Here is a 16326-nt window from a genome sequence, read left to right on the forward strand (position 1 = left end):
ACCCGCGCCTACGTCGAACAGGACCTCCACGAGATCTACGAAGGCGAAGTCCGCTACGCCCGCGACGCCTTCGAAGGCCTGCGCCTCATGGACGCCCTCATCGCCGTCAAGCGCGGCGTCCCCGGCGCCACCCTGCCCGAGCTCAAGCAGCGCCGCGTCGCCAAGCGCGACACGCCGGTCCTCCAGGTCGAGGAGCCGGAGGAGCCGGGCGGCCGCTCCGACGTCGCCGTCGACAACCCGGTGCCCACCCCGCCGTTCTGGGGCACCCGCGTGGTCAAGGGCATCCCGCTCAAGGACTACGCCTCCTGGCTCGACGAGGGCGCCCTCTTCAAGGGCCAGTGGGGCCTCAAGCAGGCCCGCGCCGGCGGGGCCACGTACGAGGAGCTCGTCGAGAGCGAGGGCCGTCCGCGCCTGCGCGGCCTCCTGGACAAGCTGCACACGGAGAACCTCCTGGAGGCGGCCGTCGTCTACGGCTACTTCCCCTGCGTGTCCAAGGGCGAGGACCTGATCATCCTCGACGAGGAGGGCAACGAGCGGACCCGCTTCACCTTCCCGCGCCAGCGCCGCGGCCGCCGCCTGTGCCTCGCGGACTTCTTCCGCCCGGAGGAGTCCGGCGAGACCGACGTGGTCGGCCTCCAGGTGGTCACCGTCGGCTCGAAGATCGGCGAGGCCACGGCCAAGCTCTTCGAGTCCGACTCCTACCGCGAGTACCTGGAGCTGCACGGCCTGTCCGTCCAGCTCGCCGAGGCCATGGCCGAGTACTGGCACGCCCGCGTGCGCGCCGAGCTCGGCTTCGGCGGCGAGGACCCGGCCGCCGTCGAGGACATGTTCGACCTCAAGTACCGCGGTGCCCGCTTCTCCCTCGGCTACGGTGCCTGCCCCGATCTGGAGGACCGCGCGAAGATCGCCGACCTCCTCCAGCCGGAGCGCATCGGCGTCCACCTCTCGGAGGAGTTCCAGCTCCACCCCGAGCAGTCCACCGACGCCATCGTGATTCACCACCCCGAAGCGAAGTATTTCAACGCACGCTGAGGCAGACCGACGTACACTTGTCGGTCCCATACAGGCCGGTCGCCTGTTCCCCGGGGGCATGCCCCGAGGGAAGAGGTGACCGGCCTTCTCGTCCCTTCTGAGAGGCGCACGCATGACGAGCACCGTTCCCGCTCCCGTCGCCCGCACGGCCGACGGCTCGGCCCTCCAGGCGGTGCTGCTGGACATGGACGGCACCCTCGTCGACACGGAGGGCTTCTGGTGGGAGATCGAGGCGGAGATCTTCCACGAGCTCGGCCACCGGCTCGACGAGTCCTGGCGCGACGTCGTCGTCGGCGGCCCCATGACCCGCAGCGCGGCCTTCCTGATCGAGTCCACCGGCGCCGACATCACCCTCGCCGAACTCAGCGTCCTGCTGAACGAGCGCTTCGAGGCGCGCATCGCCGACCGGGTGCCGCTGATGCCCGGCGCCGAGCGGCTGCTGAGCGAGCTGGCCCGGCACAACGTGCCCACGGCCCTCGTCTCCGCCTCCCACCGCCGGGTCATCGACCAGATCCTGCTCACCCTCGGCCGCGACCGCTTCACCATGACCGTCGCAGGTGACGAGGTGGTGCGCACCAAGCCGCACCCCGACCCCTACCTGCTCGCCGCCCGGACCCTCGGCGCGCACCCCTCGCGCTGCGCCGTCATCGAGGACACCGCCACCGGTGTCGCCGCCGCCGAGGCCGCCGGCTGCCGGGTCGTGGCCGTCCCCTCCGTCGGAGTCATCGCGCCCGCACCCGGCCGTACGGTCGTCCGCTCGCTGGAGGACGTGGACCTGGCGTTCCTGCGCTCGCTCATCACTCCGATGAACTGAACGCACACGCTCCGTACCGAACGTATCCCGGCAGGACCAAGGTCCTGCGGAAGAATCTTCCGCGCCAGGCCCCGGAGGCTGAAATTCCATCCCCTCCGGGGCAGTTGCCCCAGGTGACCTTGGTCACGCGCCACACCCCCGACGGACCTGTCCCGGGGGTCGCACGGCTTCCCTTGTGTCCGGATTGATCAGCTCCTGACCGAATCTGGGCAGAGCCCCACATGGACAGCCAGTCCGCTCCCATCACGGTACGAATACGCCCCAAGTCCGGCCAGTTCCAGCCATCCCGTCCCGGGCCACTAGTGTCGTCGCGGGCACATCGCCGCACCTCTGCCATCCCGGATGCACACCCCTGTGCCGGGATCGCGTGGACCGATCGTCACACCACCGGCCCGATCGTTCCGCCCTGAACGGGCGACCGTCGCGAAGTGCCCTTTACGCCGCTTTGAGCAAGTGCCGGTTACAGGGAGTACTTCCAGCATGAACCGCAAGACCATGGTGCTGACGGCCGCGGCCGGACTGCTCACCCCCACGCTGGCCGCATGCGGCAGCGCGAGCGGCGGAGGAGCAGGATCCGGAGCGATCGTCGTCGGGACCACCGACCGGTTCGAGGCCGCCGATGTCGCCCCCGCCCCGTTCGACCCGGCCCACGCCTACGATGCCGGAGCCTGGAACGTACTGCGCCAGACCGTCCAGACGCTGATGCACACCCCGCGCGGCGGCGGCCAGCCCGTCCCCGAAGCGGCCTCCGACTGCCGCTTCACCGACACCGGCAACGAGAGCTACCGCTGCACCCTGCGCCCCGGGCTGAAGTTCGCGAGCGGCGACCCGCTCACCGCCAAGGACGTCAAGTTCTCCATCGACCGCGTCCTCGCCATCAAGGACGAGAACGGCCCGTCCTCGCTGCTCTCCACCGTCGACAACGTCGAGGTCAAGTCCGCCGACACCGTCGTCTTCCACCTGAAGACCCCCGACGCGACCTTCCCGTTCAAGCTCTCCACCCCCGCCGCGGGCATCGTCAGCGCCAAGAACTACGACGCCAAGAAGCTCCGCGAGGGCTTCGCCGTGGACGGCTCCGGCCCGTACACGATGAAGGCCGAGGTCAAGGACAACCAGCTCGTCCGCGCCGTCTTCAGCAAGAACCCGAACTACCAGGGCGACCTCAAGCTCCGCAACGACAAGGTCGAACTGCGCACCTACGCCGACTCCGCGGCCATGAGCAGGGCACTGACCGCCGGGTCCATCGACATGGTCTCCCGCACCCTCTCGCCCGCCCAGATCACCGAGCTCTCCGCCCGGCCGCCCAAGGGCGTCAAGCTCTTCCCGATGCCCGGCCTGGAGATCCACTACCTCGGCTTCAACACCGAGGCCCCGGTCGTCAAGGAGAAGGCCGTACGCCAGGCCCTCGCCGCCGCCGTCGACCGCAACGCGCTCATCTCCAAGGTCTACGGCAAGTCCGCGCAGCCGCTCTACTCGCTGGTCCCCACCACCGTGCCCGGCCACGCCAACTCCTTCTTCACCAAGTACGGCGAGGCCAACACCGCCAAGGCCGCCGGCCTGCTGAAGGACGCCGGGATCAAGACCCCGGTCAAGCTCACCCTGAACTACACGTCCGACCACTACGGCGACGGCACGGCCGCCGAGTTCGAGGCCCTCAAGAGCCAGCTGAACTCCACGCAGCTGTTCGACATCACCGTCCAGGGCAGCGAATGGGCCGACTTCCGCCCCGCGCAGAAGAAGGGCGACCACGCCGCCTACGGGCTCGGCTGGTTCCCCGACTTCCCGGACGCCGACAACTTCCTCGCCCCGTTCCTGGAGCAGGACAACTTCCTGGGCACGCCCTACGCCAACAGCGCGGTGCGCACCCGGCTCATCCCCGAATCACGGCGCGCCGTCGACCGCAACGTCGCCGTCCCCGCGATCACGGAAATGCAGGACATCGTCGCCGAGGACGTGCCCGTCCTGCCCCTGTGGCAGGGCAAGCAGTACGTCGCCGCACGCGACGGGCTCACCGGAGTGGAGTGGTCGGTCAACGCCATCTCCGACCTCCAGCTGTGGGAACTCGGCCGGGGTGTCAGCGGCTGAGACCGGCAACAACCGGCGGCGGGTGTCGCAGGCCGGAGCAACGAAACAGTTCGACTGTGAAGGACGTTCGCGTGATACGACGTAACCAGTGGCTGGCGGCCCCGCTCGGCGCAGCCACCGCCGCCGCGCTGCTCAGCGGTTGCGGCTCGACCGATGGCTCCAACGCCGGCAACGGCAAGGGCGTGGTCATGGGGATATCCGACAAGGTGAAGTCCACCGACCCCGCCTCCGGCTACGACCCCGGCTCCTGGCTGCTCTTCAACAACGTCTTCCAGTCGCTGCTGAGCTTCCCCAAGGGCGCCACCACGCCCGAGCCCGACGCCGCGCAGTCCTGCGATTTCCAGGGCGGCGACAGCAAGGTGTTCAAGTGCGTCCTGCGCTCCGGCCTGAAGTTCAGCAACGGCCACCCCCTCACCTCGAAGGACGTCAAGCACTCCTTCGACCGCACGCTGAAGATCAATGACGACAACGGCCCCGCCGTGCTGCTCTCGTCGATCGCCGGCATCGACGCCCCCGACGACAAGACCGTCGTCTTCCGCCTCAAGACGCCCGACGCGACCTTCCCCAGCAAGATCGCTTCGGGCGCGGGCGCCATCGTCGACCACAGCGAGTACCCGGCCGACAAGCTCCGCACGGACAACAAGGCCGTCGGCTCCGGCGTCTACAAGCTGGACTCGTTCAACGAGAAGAGCGCCACCTTCTCCGTCAACGACTCCTACAGCGGCAAGGCCAAGGCCAAGAACAACGGCGTCACGCTGAAGTTCTTCAACGGCGACCAGGCCGGCCTCAAGACGGTCCTGGAGAGCGGCGACGTCGACTTCGCCTTCCGCGGCCTCGCCGCCAAGGACATCGCCGGCCTCGCCGCCGCCAAGACCGGCGACAACAAGGTCGACGTCGTCCAGGGCACCGGCGCCGAGGTCGAGCACCTCGTCTTCAACGTCAACGACCCGGTCGTCGGCAAGCTCCCCGTCCGCAAGGCCATCGCCTACCTCGTCGACCGCGAAGCGCTCGTCAGGGACGTGTACGCCGGCACCGCCTCCCCGCTCTACTCGATCGTCCCGGCCGGCATCGCCGGACACACCACCCCGTTCTTCGAGCGCTACGGCGGCAGCCCGCAGCCCGAGAAGGCCAAGGCCGTCCTCAAGGCCGCCGGCATCAACGGCAAGATCAAGCTGACCCTGTACTCCACCCCGTCCCGCTACGGCCCCTCCACCGACCAGCAGTTCGAGGTCATCGCCAAGCAGCTCAACGACAGCGGCCTCTTCGAGGCCGACATGAAGTCCGTCGAGTACGAGCAGTACGAGAAGGACATCCAGGACGGCAAGTACGGCGTCTACGTGAAGGGCTGGGTGCCGGACTACCCGGACGCCGACAACTTCACCCAGCCGTTCTTCGGCCCGGACAACGTGCTCCACAACAACTACGACAACAAGGAGATCAGCGGGAGCATCATCCCGTCGACCTCCGCGAAGTCCGACCGCACCGCGACCACCCCGGACTACACCCGGCTCCAGGACATCGTCGCCGACGAGCTCCCGATCCTCCCGCTCTGGCAGGGCAAGCAGTACGCCGTCACCCGCCAGAACGTGACCGGCCTCCAGTGGTCCCTGGACGCCTCCACCGTCTTCCGCTTCTGGGAGATCAGCAAGAGCTGAACCACCGCCTACGGCAAGGGGCCGGGCAGCCGCACCACGCGGCCGCCCGGCCCCTTGCCGTAGGCGCAGGACCCGCTACTGGGCGCCCGGGCGCACCAGGCCGCTCTCGTACGCGTACACCGCCGCCTGCACGCGGTCGCGCAGGCCCAGCTTCGTCAGCACGTGTCCCACATGCGTCTTCACCGTCGTCTCGCTCACGAACAGATCCGCCGCGATCTCCGCGTTCGACAGGCCGCGCGCCACCAGCTTCAGCACCTCGACCTCCCGCTCGGTCAGCGTCCCCAGCGTGTCCGGGACCGTGTCCTCACCCGACGGCAGGTGCCCCGCGTACTTGTCCAGGAGCCGCCGCGTGATGCTCGGCGCGAGCATCGCCTCGCCCGCCGCCACCACCCGGATCGCCTGCACCAGCTCATTGGCCGGCGCGTCCTTCAGCAGGAACCCGCTCGCCCCCGCGCGCAGCGCCTCCACCACGTACTCGTCCAGATCGAACGTGGTCAGCACCAGCACCTTCGCCGGGCCGTCCCGCCCCGGACCCGTGATCTGCCGGGTGGCCTCCACCCCGTCCATCCGCGGCATCCGGATGTCCATCAGCACCACGTCGGGCTGCAGCGCCCGCACCTGGTCCAGCGCCTGAAGCCCGTCCCCGGCCTCCCCGACCACCGCCAGGTCCTGTTCGGCCTCCAGGATCATCCGGAAGCCCGTGCGCAGCAGTGGCTGGTCGTCGACCAGCAGGACGCGGATCGCCACGGGGTCTACCTCTATTCGTCGGACGGCTTCGGCGGACGCCGCCCATTCTGCCCTGACCGGCCGATCATGAATCCGCCGGGCTCACCGCCTCCGAACGCGGAACGACGACCAGCGGATAGGGCGGGGGAGTCCCGCCGAACTCCGGACACACCGCCTGATGGTCACACCAGCCGCACAGCTTCGTCGGCCGCGGCCGCCACTCGCCCGTCTCCGTCGCCTCCCGGATCGCCTCCCACAGGGCCAGCAGCTTGCGCTCCACCCGCTCCAGATCCGCGATCACCGGGTCGTACGTCAACACGTCCCCACTGCCCAGGTACACCAGCTGTAGCCGCCGCGGCACCACCTGCTTCAGCCGCCACACCACCAGCGCGTAGAACTTCATCTGGAACAGCGCGCCCTCGGCATACTCCGGCCGCGGCGCCTTGCCCGTCTTGTAGTCGACGATCCGCACCTCACCGGTCGGCGCGACATCCACCCGGTCGATGATCCCGCGCAGCCGCAGCCCCGACTCCAGCTCCGTCTCCACGAAGAACTCCCGCTCCACCGGCTCCAGCCGCGTCGGGTCCTCCAGCGTGAACCAGCGCTCCACCAGCGCCTCGGCCTCCGTCAGCCACCGCGCCAGCTCCGCCCCCTCGTCCCCCTCCGGGAACAGCTCCGTCAGCTCCGGCCTCGCCTCCAGCAGCCGGTCCCACTGCCCCGGGATCAGCGCCTTCGCCCGCGGAGCCGTCCGCTCCGGCGCGGGATGGTCGAAGAGCCGCTCCAGCACGGCATGCACCAGCGTCCCGCGCGTGGCCGCCGCACTGGGCTTCTCCGGCAGCTTGTCGATCACCCGGAACCGGTACAGCAGCGGGCACTGCATGAAATCGCTCGCCCGCGAAGGGGAGAGCGAAGAGGGCCGCGCAGCACTGGGCGCCACATCGGCCGGACCGTCACCGGAGCTCGTCGTCATGCACAAAACCCTACGACCCGCCACCGACAGCACGCGCATACCATCGACTCCGAGCCCCCTCGCACTGCATGATCGAAGCATCACAACCCGCGACAGCACCCCACGAACCACACCGGAACACACCGGACCAAGCAGCACCGAACGAAGGACAGCCGTGGCAGACACCGACGAAACCGGCGAGCGCCCAGGCCGGCGCTCCGGACCGGGCGGCGGACTCCTCATGGGCCGCCCCTTCGGCGTGCCCGTCTACGTCTCGCCCAGCTGGTTCCTCGTCGCCGCCCTCATCACCTGGGTCTTCGGCGACCAGCTCGACCGCGTCCTGCCGGACCTCGGCCCGGCCCGCTACCTCGTCTCCCTCTTCTTCGCCGTCGCCTTCTACGCCTCCGTCCTCGTCCACGAGCTCGCGCACACCGTCGCCGCCCTCCGCTTCAAACTCCCCGTGCGCCGCATCCAGCTCCAGTTCTTCGGCGGAGTCTCCGAGATCGAGAAGGAGTCCGAGACCCCCGGCCGCGAATTCGTCCTCGCCTTCGTCGGCCCCCTGCTCTCCCTCCTGCTCGCCGGAGCCTTCTACCTCGGCATGAAGGCCGTCGACCCCGCCACCGTCCCCGGCGTCCTCCTCGCCGGCCTGATGATCTCCAACCTGCTCGTCGCCGCCTTCAACCTGCTGCCCGGCCTCCCCCTCGACGGCGGCCGGATGCTCCGCGCCGTCATCTGGGGCATCACCGGCAAGCCCATGACCGGCACCGTCGCCGCCGCCTGGATCGGCCGCGGCCTCGCCGTCGCCGTCCTCCTCGGCCTGCCCCTGCTCACCCACACCGGAGTCCTCGGCAACCGCAGCGCCGAGATCGGCGGCTTCGACACCGTCATGGACGCCCTGCTCGCCGCCATCCTCGCCGCCATCATCTGGACCGGAGCCGGCAACAGCCTCCGCATGGCCCGCCTGCGCGAACACCTCCCCGAACTCAAGGCCCGCGCCCTCACCCGGCGCGCCATCCCCGTCGAGAACGCCACCCCCCTCTCCGAGGCGCTGCGCCGCGCCACCGAAGCCGGCGCCCGCGCCCTCGTCGTCGTCGACGGCCACGGAGACCCCACCGCCGTCGTCCGCGAAGCCGCCATCGTCGGCGTCCCCGAACACCGCCGCCCCTGGGTCGCCGTCAGCACCGTCGCCCAGGACCTCACCGACGGCATGAAGGTTTCCGCGGACCTCACCGGCGAGGAACTCCTCGACCACCTCCGCACCACCCCCGCCACCGAGTACCTCGTCCTCGAACCCACCGGCGAGATCTACGGAGTCCTCTCCACCGCCGACGTCGAAAGGGCCTTCGTGAAGGCCATGGCGCGGCCCCGGTCCTGAAGCCAATACACTGGTCACATGTCCGAACCGACCGGTGCCGCCCGCCGACGCGGGCCCTTCGAGGTCGGGGACCAGGTTCAGCTCACCGACCCCAAGGGCCGCCACTACACGTTCACGCTCGAAGCCGGGAAGAATTTCCACACCCACAAGGGTTCCTTCCCGCACGACGAGCTGATCGGTGCTCCCGAGGGCAGTGTTGTCCGCACCACGGGCAACGTCGCGTACCTCGCGCTGCGCCCCCTGCTCCCCGACTATGTCCTGTCCATGCCCCGCGGTGCCGCCGTGGTCTACCCCAAGGACGCAGGCCAGATCCTGGCCTTCGCCGACATCTTCCCCGGCGCCCGCGTCGTGGAGGCAGGTGTGGGCTCCGGCTCCCTGAGCAGCTTCCTGCTGCGCGCCATCGGCGACCAGGGCATGCTCCACAGCTACGAGCGCCGCGCGGACTTCGCCGAGATCGCCACCGCCAACGTCGAGCGCTACTTCGGCGGCCCGCACCCCGCGTGGCAGCTGACCGTGGGCGACCTCCAGGACAACCTGTCCGACACCGACGTCGACCGCGTCATCCTCGACATGCTCGCCCCCTGGGAGTGCCTGGACGCCGTCTCCAAGGCGCTGGTCCCCGGCGGCATCCTCTGCTGCTACGTGGCCACCACCACCCAGCTGTCCAAGACCGTCGAGTCCATCCGCGAGATCGGCTGCTTCGCCGAGCCGCAGCCGTGGGAATCGATGATCCGCAACTGGCACGTCGAAGGCCTCGCCGTCCGCCCGGACCACCGGATGATCGGACACACCGGCTTCCTCGTCACCGCCCGCCGCCTCGCCGACGGCGTCGAGCCCCCGATGCGCCGCCGCCGCCCCGCCAAGGGCGCCTACGGCGAGGACTACGACGGCCCCGGCAGCGACCGGTCCGCCTAACCTCCCCGGCAGCCCAACACGAAGGCGCTGTGGCGCAGTTCCCCGAGCAACACGGGAACTGCGCCACAGCGCCTTTTCGTTGTCACGGACAGTGCACACCAGAGAGTGGACCACCGGCTCCGGACCCGGCCGTTCCACCTCCGTGTGAGGTGTGGCACGATGCTGGCTCCCCGTCACCCTTCGCACAGGAGACACCCCGCGTGCTGCACAGCCCCGCCGAGCTGACGCCGACACTGGAAACCCTGGCGCACAACCGCACCAGGACCGTGCACTGGCTCGCCACGGCCACCGCCATGGCCGCCGTCATAGCCGCCGCGGGACTCGTCCAGCCGGCCGCCGGCACCACCGCGGCCCCGGCGGACCCCACCGGCACGAACGGCCCCCAGGCCACCGCTCCCGACGCCGCCGCGGTCACCTACCCCCTCGACTGCAAGGGCGCCCCGCAGACCGTCACCGCCACCGCCCAGGGCGACCTCGACGGCGACGGCCGCCCCGAGACCGTGGCCACCGTCCGCTGCGACGCCGGCTCCGGCACCCCGCCCCACGCGATCTACGTACTCGCCCAGGACCGGGCCGAGGGCTCCGCCCCCCGCGTCGTCGCCACCCTGCTCGAAGCCGCCCGACGGCAGACCGCCACCGATCTCACGGTGCGCGACGGAGTCGTCACCGCCCGCCTCCTCGGCTACTCCTCGCCGGAGGTCCCGCGCTACGAACCCGATGTGAAGCAGTTCGCCAAGTGGCGCTGGACCGGCGGAAAATTCCGCCAGGAGCTGACGGACTCGACCGCCGCAAGTGTTTGAACCGTCACTCCGCGTCCGGGCCGTACACCTCGACCCCGTCCGAAACGCGCCTTACGTGGATGCAGTCGCCCGGGCATTCCTTCGCCGAATCGACCACGTCCTGGAGCAGCGGCAGCGGAACCGGAGTGGTCGCCCCCGCCGCCTGGAGGAGCTCGTCCTCGGCGCCCTTCACGTACGCCAGACCATCGATGTCCAGCTCGAACACCTCCGGCGCGTACTGCGCGCAGATGCCGTCGCCGGTGCAGAGGTCCTGGTCGATCCAGACCTCGAGCGGCTCTCCGGCGCCGCTCACGCCGGCTGTGGGAGCCTCCTGCTGCACGGTCATATCTCCTGCCGTTCCCTGCTCTGAGTGATCCATCCCGGTCACAACTCGAAGCAAGTCGCACGAGCCCTGGCGGGTGTTGAACAGTTCGACCTTACAACCGGCCGCTTTCCGATGTTGATGGGTGGGTATTTCCTTGGCGTGAGGGAGTACGCAAGGGTGAAGATCGGACACACCTCTACCGTCTTTGTGATCTAGGGGTTTCAATCACCACCAGCCCAGGTAGGGTCAGGAAGCGTCCAGCTCCCCTTGGAGGAGGTGAGGACCGTGGCAGCCCACGACGACGACATCAACCGCGGCATCCGGCCCGGGCGAGGGTCTGAGGACCCCGCCGGCCAGGTTGCCTATCTCGAGCAGGAAATCGCCGTCCTGCGACGTAAGCTCGCCGACTCTCCGCGACACACGAGGATTCTCGAAGAGCGGATCGTCGAGCTCCAGACAAATCTGGCAGGCGTCTCCGCGCAGAACGAACGACTCGCGAATACCCTCCGTGAGGCCCGCGACCAGATCGTGGCCCTCAAGGAAGAAGTCGACCGGCTCGCACAGCCGCCGGCAGGCTTCGGTGTCTTCCTTCAGGCGAACGAGGACGGCACCGTCGACATCTTCACCGGAGGCCGAAAGCTCCGCGTGAACGTGAGCCCCAGCGTCGAACCGGAAAACCTCCGGCGCGGCCAGGAGGTCATGCTCAACGAGGCCCTCAACGTGGTCGAGGCCATGGAATTCGAGCGGGCCGGGGACATCGTCACCCTCAAGGAGATCCTCGAGGACGGCGAGCGCGCCCTGGTGGTCGGGCACACCGACGAGGAAAGGGTGGTGAGGCTCGCCGAGCCGCTCCTGGACATCACCATCCGCCCCGGCGACGCCCTGCTGCTCGAACCCCGCTCCGGCTACGTCTACGAGGTCGTCCCCAAGAGCGAGGTCGAGGACCTGGTCCTCGAAGAGGTCCCGGACATCGACTACGACAAGATCGGCGGCCTGGGCGACCAGATCGAGCTGATCCGCGACGCGGTCGAGCTCCCGTACCTCTACCCCGACCTGTTCAAGGAACACGAACTGCGGCCCCCGAAGGGCATCCTGCTCTACGGCCCGCCCGGCTGCGGCAAGACGCTCATCGCCAAGGCCGTCGCCAACTCCCTTGCCAAGAAGGTCGCCGAGGTGACCGGACAGGCGGCGGGGAAGTCGTACTTCCTGAACATCAAGGGCCCCGAGCTCCTCAACAAGTACGTCGGCGAGACCGAGCGGCACATCCGCCTCGTCTTCCAGCGTGCCCGCGAGAAGGCGAGCGAGGGCACCCCCGTCATCGTCTTCTTCGACGAGATGGAGTCCCTCTTCCGCACCCGCGGATCCGGCGTCAGCTCGGACGTGGAGAACACCATCGTCCCCCAGCTGCTCGCCGAGATCGACGGCGTGGAGGGCCTGGAGAACGTCATCGTCATCGGCGCCTCCAACCGCGAGGACATGATCGACCCGGCCATCCTGCGCCCCGGCCGGCTCGACGTGAAGATCAAGATCGAGCGCCCGGACGCGGAGGCCGCGAAGGACATCTTCGCGAAGTACCTCAAGGCCTCGCTGCCCCTGCACACGGACGACCTGTCCGAACACCAGGACTCGCGGCCCGGCACCGTCCACAGCATGATCCAGACCGTCGTCGAGCAGATGTACGCCGAAACCGAGGAGAACCGCTTCCTCGAGGTCACGTACGCCAACGGCGACAAGGAAGTCCTCTACTTCAAGGACTTCAACTCGGGCGCGATGATCCAGAACATCGTGGACCGTGCGAAGAAGATGGCGATCAAGGCCTTCCTCGAGCACAACCAGAAGGGCCTCCGGGTCTCCCACCTCCTCCAGGCGTGCGTGGACGAGTTCAAGGAGAACGAGGACCTGCCCAACACCACCAACCCGGACGACTGGGCCCGAATCTCCGGTAAGAAGGGCGAGCGGATCGTATTCATCCGCACCCTCGTCACCGGAAAGCAAGGCGCGGACACCGGACGCTCCATCGACACGGTGGCAAACACCGGTCAGTACCTCTGACGAAGCGGAGCGGCTGCGGATGCCCTCCCGGGGCATCCGCAGCCGACTGCTTTACCGGCCGCTTTTCAGCCGGTGACGAGGCGAATTCAATGACGGAAATGATCTCCCCACGAGCGCGAAGTGGTTCTAGGCTCTTCCGTACCGCCGCCGGACGCGCAGTGCGGGGACGGGCACCGCACAGGAACAGGCACAGGCACGCGCACCGGAGCACCAGCGGTACTTGAGCGCCGCTCCCGCAGGGGAGCGCCGCCGGGCAAGGAGGGCCGCATGACCGTACGGCGAGTAATGGGGATCGAGACGGAGTACGGGATCTCCGTCCCGGGGCACCCGAACGCCAATGCCATGCTCACCTCGTCCCAGATCGTCAACGCCTACGCGGCGGCGATGCACCGGGCGCGACGCGCCCGCTGGGACTTCGAGGAAGAGAATCCGCTGCGGGACGCCCGCGGCTTCGACCTCGCCCGCGAGGCCGCCGACAACAGCCAGCTGACCGACGAGGACATCGGCCTCGCCAACGTCATCCTCACGAACGGCGCACGGCTCTACGTCGACCACGCGCACCCCGAGTACAGCTCGCCGGAGATCACCAACCCGCTCGACGCCGTGCTCTGGGACAAGGCCGGCGAGCGGATCATGGCCGAGGCGGCCGTCAGGGCGGCCCAGCTCCCCGGCGCCCAGCCGATCCACCTCTACAAGAACAACACCGACAACAAGGGCGCCTCCTACGGCACGCACGAGAACTACCTGATGAAGCGGGAGACCCCCTTCTCGGAGATCGTGCGCCACCTGACCCCCTTCTTCGTCTCCCGCCAGGTCGTGACCGGCGCGGGGCGCGTGGGCATCGGCCAGGACGGCCGCGAGCACGGCTTCCAGATCAGCCAGCGCGCGGACTACTTCGAGGTCGAGGTCGGCCTGGAGACCACCCTGAAGCGGCCCATCATCAACACCCGGGACGAGCCGCACTCGGACGCGGAGAAGTACCGCCGCCTGCACGTGATCATCGGCGACGCGAACCTGTCCGAGATCTCCACCTATCTCAAGCTCGGCACGACGGCGCTGGTCCTCGGCATGATCGAGGACCAGTTCATCACCTCGGACCTGGCCGTCGACCAGCCCGTACGCACCCTCCACCAGGTCTCCCACGACCCGGACCTCAAGCACCTGATCACGCTGCGCAGCGGGCGCACCCTGACGGCCGTACAACTCCAGATGGAGTACTTCGAGCTGGCCAGGAAGTACGTGGAGGAGCGTTTCGGCTCCGACGCGGACGAGCAGACCAAGGACGTGCTGGCCCGCTGGGAGGACGTGCTGGGCCGGCTGGAGAGCGACCCGATGAGCCTGTCGGGGGAGCTGGACTGGATCGCGAAGCGGGAGATCCTGGAGGGCTACCGCCGCCGGGACGGGCTGGGCTGGGACGCGGCGCGGCTGCACCTGGTGGACCTCCAGTACTCGGACGTACGGCCCGAGAAGGGCCTGTACAACCGCCTGGTGGCCCGCGGCAAGATGAAGCGGCTGGTGGAGGAGCCGGCGGTGGAGCGGGCGGCGAGCAAGCCGCCGGAGGACACCCGGGCGTACTTCCGGGGCCGCTGCCTGGAGCAGTACGCGGACGACGTCGCCGCGGCCTCCTGGGACTCGGTGATCTTCGACCTCCCGGGCCGCGACTCCCTCCAGCGGGTCCCGACCCTGGAACCCCTGCGGGGGACCCGGAACCACGTCAAGGAGCTCCTGGACCGCTGCCGCACGGCGGAGGATCTGGTGCGGGTGCTTTCGGGGCAGTGAAGGGGCCTGAAAGGCCTCCGGTCCGGGAATCATGAAATCAGCCGGACGTTATGCCGGATCTTTTGAACGAGTGCGGGGACGAATGTCGGACCCTGCTTGTAGGGTCCGACGTAGGGTCTGATCTTGAGAGATCCCGAATCCCGGGGTCTCTCGACATGAGCGTGCGAACCGAGCGGGGTGAGGTAGACATGGCGACCAAGGACACCGGCGGCGGACAGCAGAAGGCGCAGCGCTCGACCGAGGAGGTCGAGGAGGCGGCGGTCGAGGAATCGACCGACCTCAAGGAGCGCCAGGAAAAGCTCTCCGACGACGTCGACTCCGTACTTGACGAGATTGACGACGTCTTGGAGGAGAACGCCGAGGATTTCGTGAGGTCATTCGTACAAAAGGGTGGCCAGTAAGGGCTATAGGGGCCGTGTGACCTTCGAATTGAAGGTGCGGGGGGCGGGGTGGCCGAGGTGGCACCTGAGGGTATGAAGCGTTGCTCGCGATGCAAGCGCGTTCAGTCGTGCGAGGCCTTCGCGAGCAATCGGGCGATGCGGGACGGTCTTCAGGCGTACTGCCGCGAATGCCAGGCCGAGCACTACAAGCAGCGGCAAGAAGCGAAGGGGCGGACGGTGCGGGTGAAGGTACCCGTGCCGTCCGGCCACAAGAGATGTCCCCAATGCGGGGAGACCAAGCCTCACTCGGAGTGGGAGCGGAACAAGACCAGTTCGGACGGCTGGGCCAGCTACTGCCGAGAGTGCCGGGCACAGCGGAACCGTGCCTCGTACTTCAAGCGCCACTACGGCATTACCGAAGCCGAGCGTGATGACATGATCGCGGCTCAGGGCGGGGTCTGCCTGCTCTGTCAGGATGCTCCGGCCGAGCACGTTGATCACGATCATCAGACGGGTAAGGTCCGAGGCGTACTGTGCTTCAGCTGTAACGCAGCACTGGGGCAGTTCAAGGATCGGCCGGACGTCATACGGCGTGCAGCCGCTTACGTGGAAGGAAACCTGTGGAACCCAACACTCGTAGCACAGGGCGTCTACCGGCAGCCTTCCTGACGCCGGGGTCGTCGTCCTTCATGGACTTCCTGGGCGCGCACCAGCCGGAGATGCTGCCCGGCAACCGCAGGCTGCCGGAGGGTGTCGTCGAGGCGCCGCACGGGACGACGATCGTCGCCGCCACCTTCCCCGGAGGGGTCGTGCTCGCCGGTGACCGGCGGGCGACCATGGGGAACATGATCGCGCAGCGGGACATCGAGAAGGTGTTCCCGGCCGACGAGTACTCCGCGGTGGGCATCGCCGGCACGGCCGGCCTGGCCGTGGAGATGGTCAAGCTGTTCCAGCTGGAGCTGGAGCACTTCGAGAAGGTGGAGGGGACCACCCTCAGCCTGGAGGGCAAGGCCAACCGGCTCTCCACCATGATCCGGAGCAATCTGGGCATGGCGATGCAGGGGCTGGCCGTCGTACCGCTCTTCGCGGGGTACGACGAGGCCAAGGAGAAGGGCCGGATCTTCTCCTACGACGTGACCGGCGGCCGCTCCGAGGAGCACGGCTACGCCGCCACCGGTTCCGGTTCGATCTTCGCGCGGGGCTCCATGAAGAAGCTCTACCGCCCCGATCTGACGGAGGAGCAGGCCACCACGCTGGTCGTGCAGGCGCTGTACGACGCGGCCGACGACGACTCGGCGACCGGTGGGCCGGACCTGTACCGCCACATCTATCCCATCGTCACCGTCATCACCGACGAGGGCTTCCGCAGGCTGACGGACGACGAGTCGCAGGAACTCGCCCGTACCGTCACCAACCGGCGGCTCGAGCAGCCCGACGGGCCGCGCGCGGCCCTGCTCTGA

General features: G+C 68.7%; 15 protein-coding genes. 12 read left to right on the plus strand and 3 right to left on the minus strand.

The window, feature by feature from the left end; all coding sequences use genetic code 11:
• The 4 genes from ACFWBN_RS21280 to ACFWBN_RS21295 form a co-directional block, all read left to right on the plus strand.
• On the plus strand, positions 1 to 1032 hold a 1032-nt coding region (locus ACFWBN_RS21280), incomplete at its 5' end, for a vitamin B12 dependent-methionine synthase activation domain-containing protein (RefSeq protein WP_385178452.1).
• A 112-nt stretch (positions 1033 to 1144) separates the two neighbouring features.
• A complete protein-coding gene (locus tag ACFWBN_RS21285) occupies positions 1145 to 1846 on the plus strand; it encodes an HAD family hydrolase (RefSeq protein ID WP_385178453.1) in 702 nt (233 codons plus the stop codon).
• A 480-nt stretch (positions 1847 to 2326) separates the two neighbouring features.
• Positions 2327 to 3931: an ABC transporter substrate-binding protein gene (locus ACFWBN_RS21290; protein ID WP_385178454.1), complete on the plus strand. Its 1605-nt coding sequence runs from the start codon at positions 2327 to 2329 to the stop codon at positions 3929 to 3931.
• Between the two features lie 71 nt (positions 3932 to 4002).
• Positions 4003 to 5586, plus strand: a complete 1584-nt coding sequence (locus ACFWBN_RS21295) for an ABC transporter substrate-binding protein (protein ID WP_385178455.1) — start codon at positions 4003 to 4005, stop codon at positions 5584 to 5586.
• Between the two features lie 75 nt (positions 5587 to 5661).
• Here ACFWBN_RS21295 and ACFWBN_RS21300 read toward each other — a convergent pair whose 3' ends face one another.
• Both ACFWBN_RS21300 and ACFWBN_RS21305 read right to left on the minus strand, forming a co-directional pair.
• Entirely contained in the window at positions 5662 to 6333 is a 672-nt protein-coding gene (locus ACFWBN_RS21300; RefSeq protein ID WP_385178456.1) for a response regulator, read from the minus strand.
• 64 nt (positions 6334 to 6397) lie between these two features.
• Positions 6398 to 7282, minus strand: a complete 885-nt coding sequence (locus ACFWBN_RS21305) for a RecB family exonuclease (RefSeq protein WP_385178457.1) — start codon at positions 7280 to 7282, stop codon at positions 6398 to 6400.
• Here ACFWBN_RS21305 and ACFWBN_RS21310 point away from each other — a divergent pair.
• The 3 genes from ACFWBN_RS21310 (at position 7191) to ACFWBN_RS21320 (ending at position 10351) form a co-directional block, all read left to right on the plus strand.
• Positions 7191 to 8636, plus strand: a complete 1446-nt coding sequence (locus tag ACFWBN_RS21310) for a site-2 protease family protein (protein WP_385178458.1) — start codon at positions 7191 to 7193, stop codon at positions 8634 to 8636. The genes ACFWBN_RS21305 and ACFWBN_RS21310 overlap by 92 nt on opposite strands.
• An 18-nt stretch (positions 8637 to 8654) precedes the next feature.
• The gene (locus tag ACFWBN_RS21315; RefSeq protein WP_385178459.1) at positions 8655 to 9551 is read left to right on the plus strand and encodes a tRNA (adenine-N1)-methyltransferase; all 897 of its coding nucleotides are present in this window, start codon (positions 8655 to 8657) and stop codon (positions 9549 to 9551) included.
• Positions 9552 to 9751: 200 nt separating this feature from the next.
• A complete protein-coding gene (locus tag ACFWBN_RS21320; RefSeq protein ID WP_385178460.1) occupies positions 9752 to 10351 on the plus strand; it encodes a hypothetical protein in 600 nt (199 codons plus the stop codon).
• Positions 10352 to 10355: 4 nt separating this feature from the next.
• On the opposite strand, the gene ACFWBN_RS21325 is transcribed toward ACFWBN_RS21320, so the two are convergent.
• On the minus strand, positions 10356 to 10676 hold the full coding sequence (locus ACFWBN_RS21325; RefSeq protein WP_385178461.1) for a ferredoxin: 321 nt from the start codon (positions 10674 to 10676) through the stop codon (positions 10356 to 10358).
• 264 nt (positions 10677 to 10940) lie between these two features.
• Here ACFWBN_RS21325 and arc point away from each other — a divergent pair, with 264 nt between their 5' ends.
• The 5 genes from arc to prcB all read left to right on the plus strand — a co-directional run bounded on the left by arc (position 10941) and on the right by prcB (position 16326).
• Positions 10941 to 12707, plus strand: a complete 1767-nt coding sequence (gene arc, locus ACFWBN_RS21330; RefSeq protein ID WP_385178462.1) for a proteasome ATPase — start codon at positions 10941 to 10943, stop codon at positions 12705 to 12707.
• A 267-nt stretch (positions 12708 to 12974) separates the two neighbouring features.
• Complete coding sequence (dop, locus tag ACFWBN_RS21335) at positions 12975 to 14486, plus strand: depupylase/deamidase Dop (RefSeq protein ID WP_385178463.1); 1512 nt, start codon at positions 12975 to 12977, stop codon at positions 14484 to 14486.
• Between the two features lie 188 nt (positions 14487 to 14674).
• Positions 14675 to 14887 carry a ubiquitin-like protein Pup gene (locus tag ACFWBN_RS21340; protein WP_133898495.1) on the plus strand — a complete coding sequence of 71 codons (213 nt, stop codon included), beginning with the start codon at positions 14675 to 14677 and terminating at the stop codon, positions 14885 to 14887.
• 72 nt (positions 14888 to 14959) lie between these two features.
• Complete coding sequence (locus ACFWBN_RS21345) at positions 14960 to 15535, plus strand: endonuclease VII domain-containing protein (RefSeq protein WP_385178568.1); 576 nt, start codon at positions 14960 to 14962, stop codon at positions 15533 to 15535.
• Positions 15487 to 16326 carry a proteasome subunit beta gene (gene prcB / locus ACFWBN_RS21350; protein WP_385178464.1) on the plus strand — a complete coding sequence of 280 codons (840 nt, stop codon included), beginning with the start codon at positions 15487 to 15489 and terminating at the stop codon, positions 16324 to 16326. The genes ACFWBN_RS21345 and prcB overlap by 49 nt, the downstream gene beginning before the upstream one ends.

This window comes from Streptomyces sp. NPDC059989 (genome assembly GCF_042736975.1).
Lineage (GTDB): Bacteria > Actinomycetota > Actinomycetes > Streptomycetales > Streptomycetaceae > Streptomyces.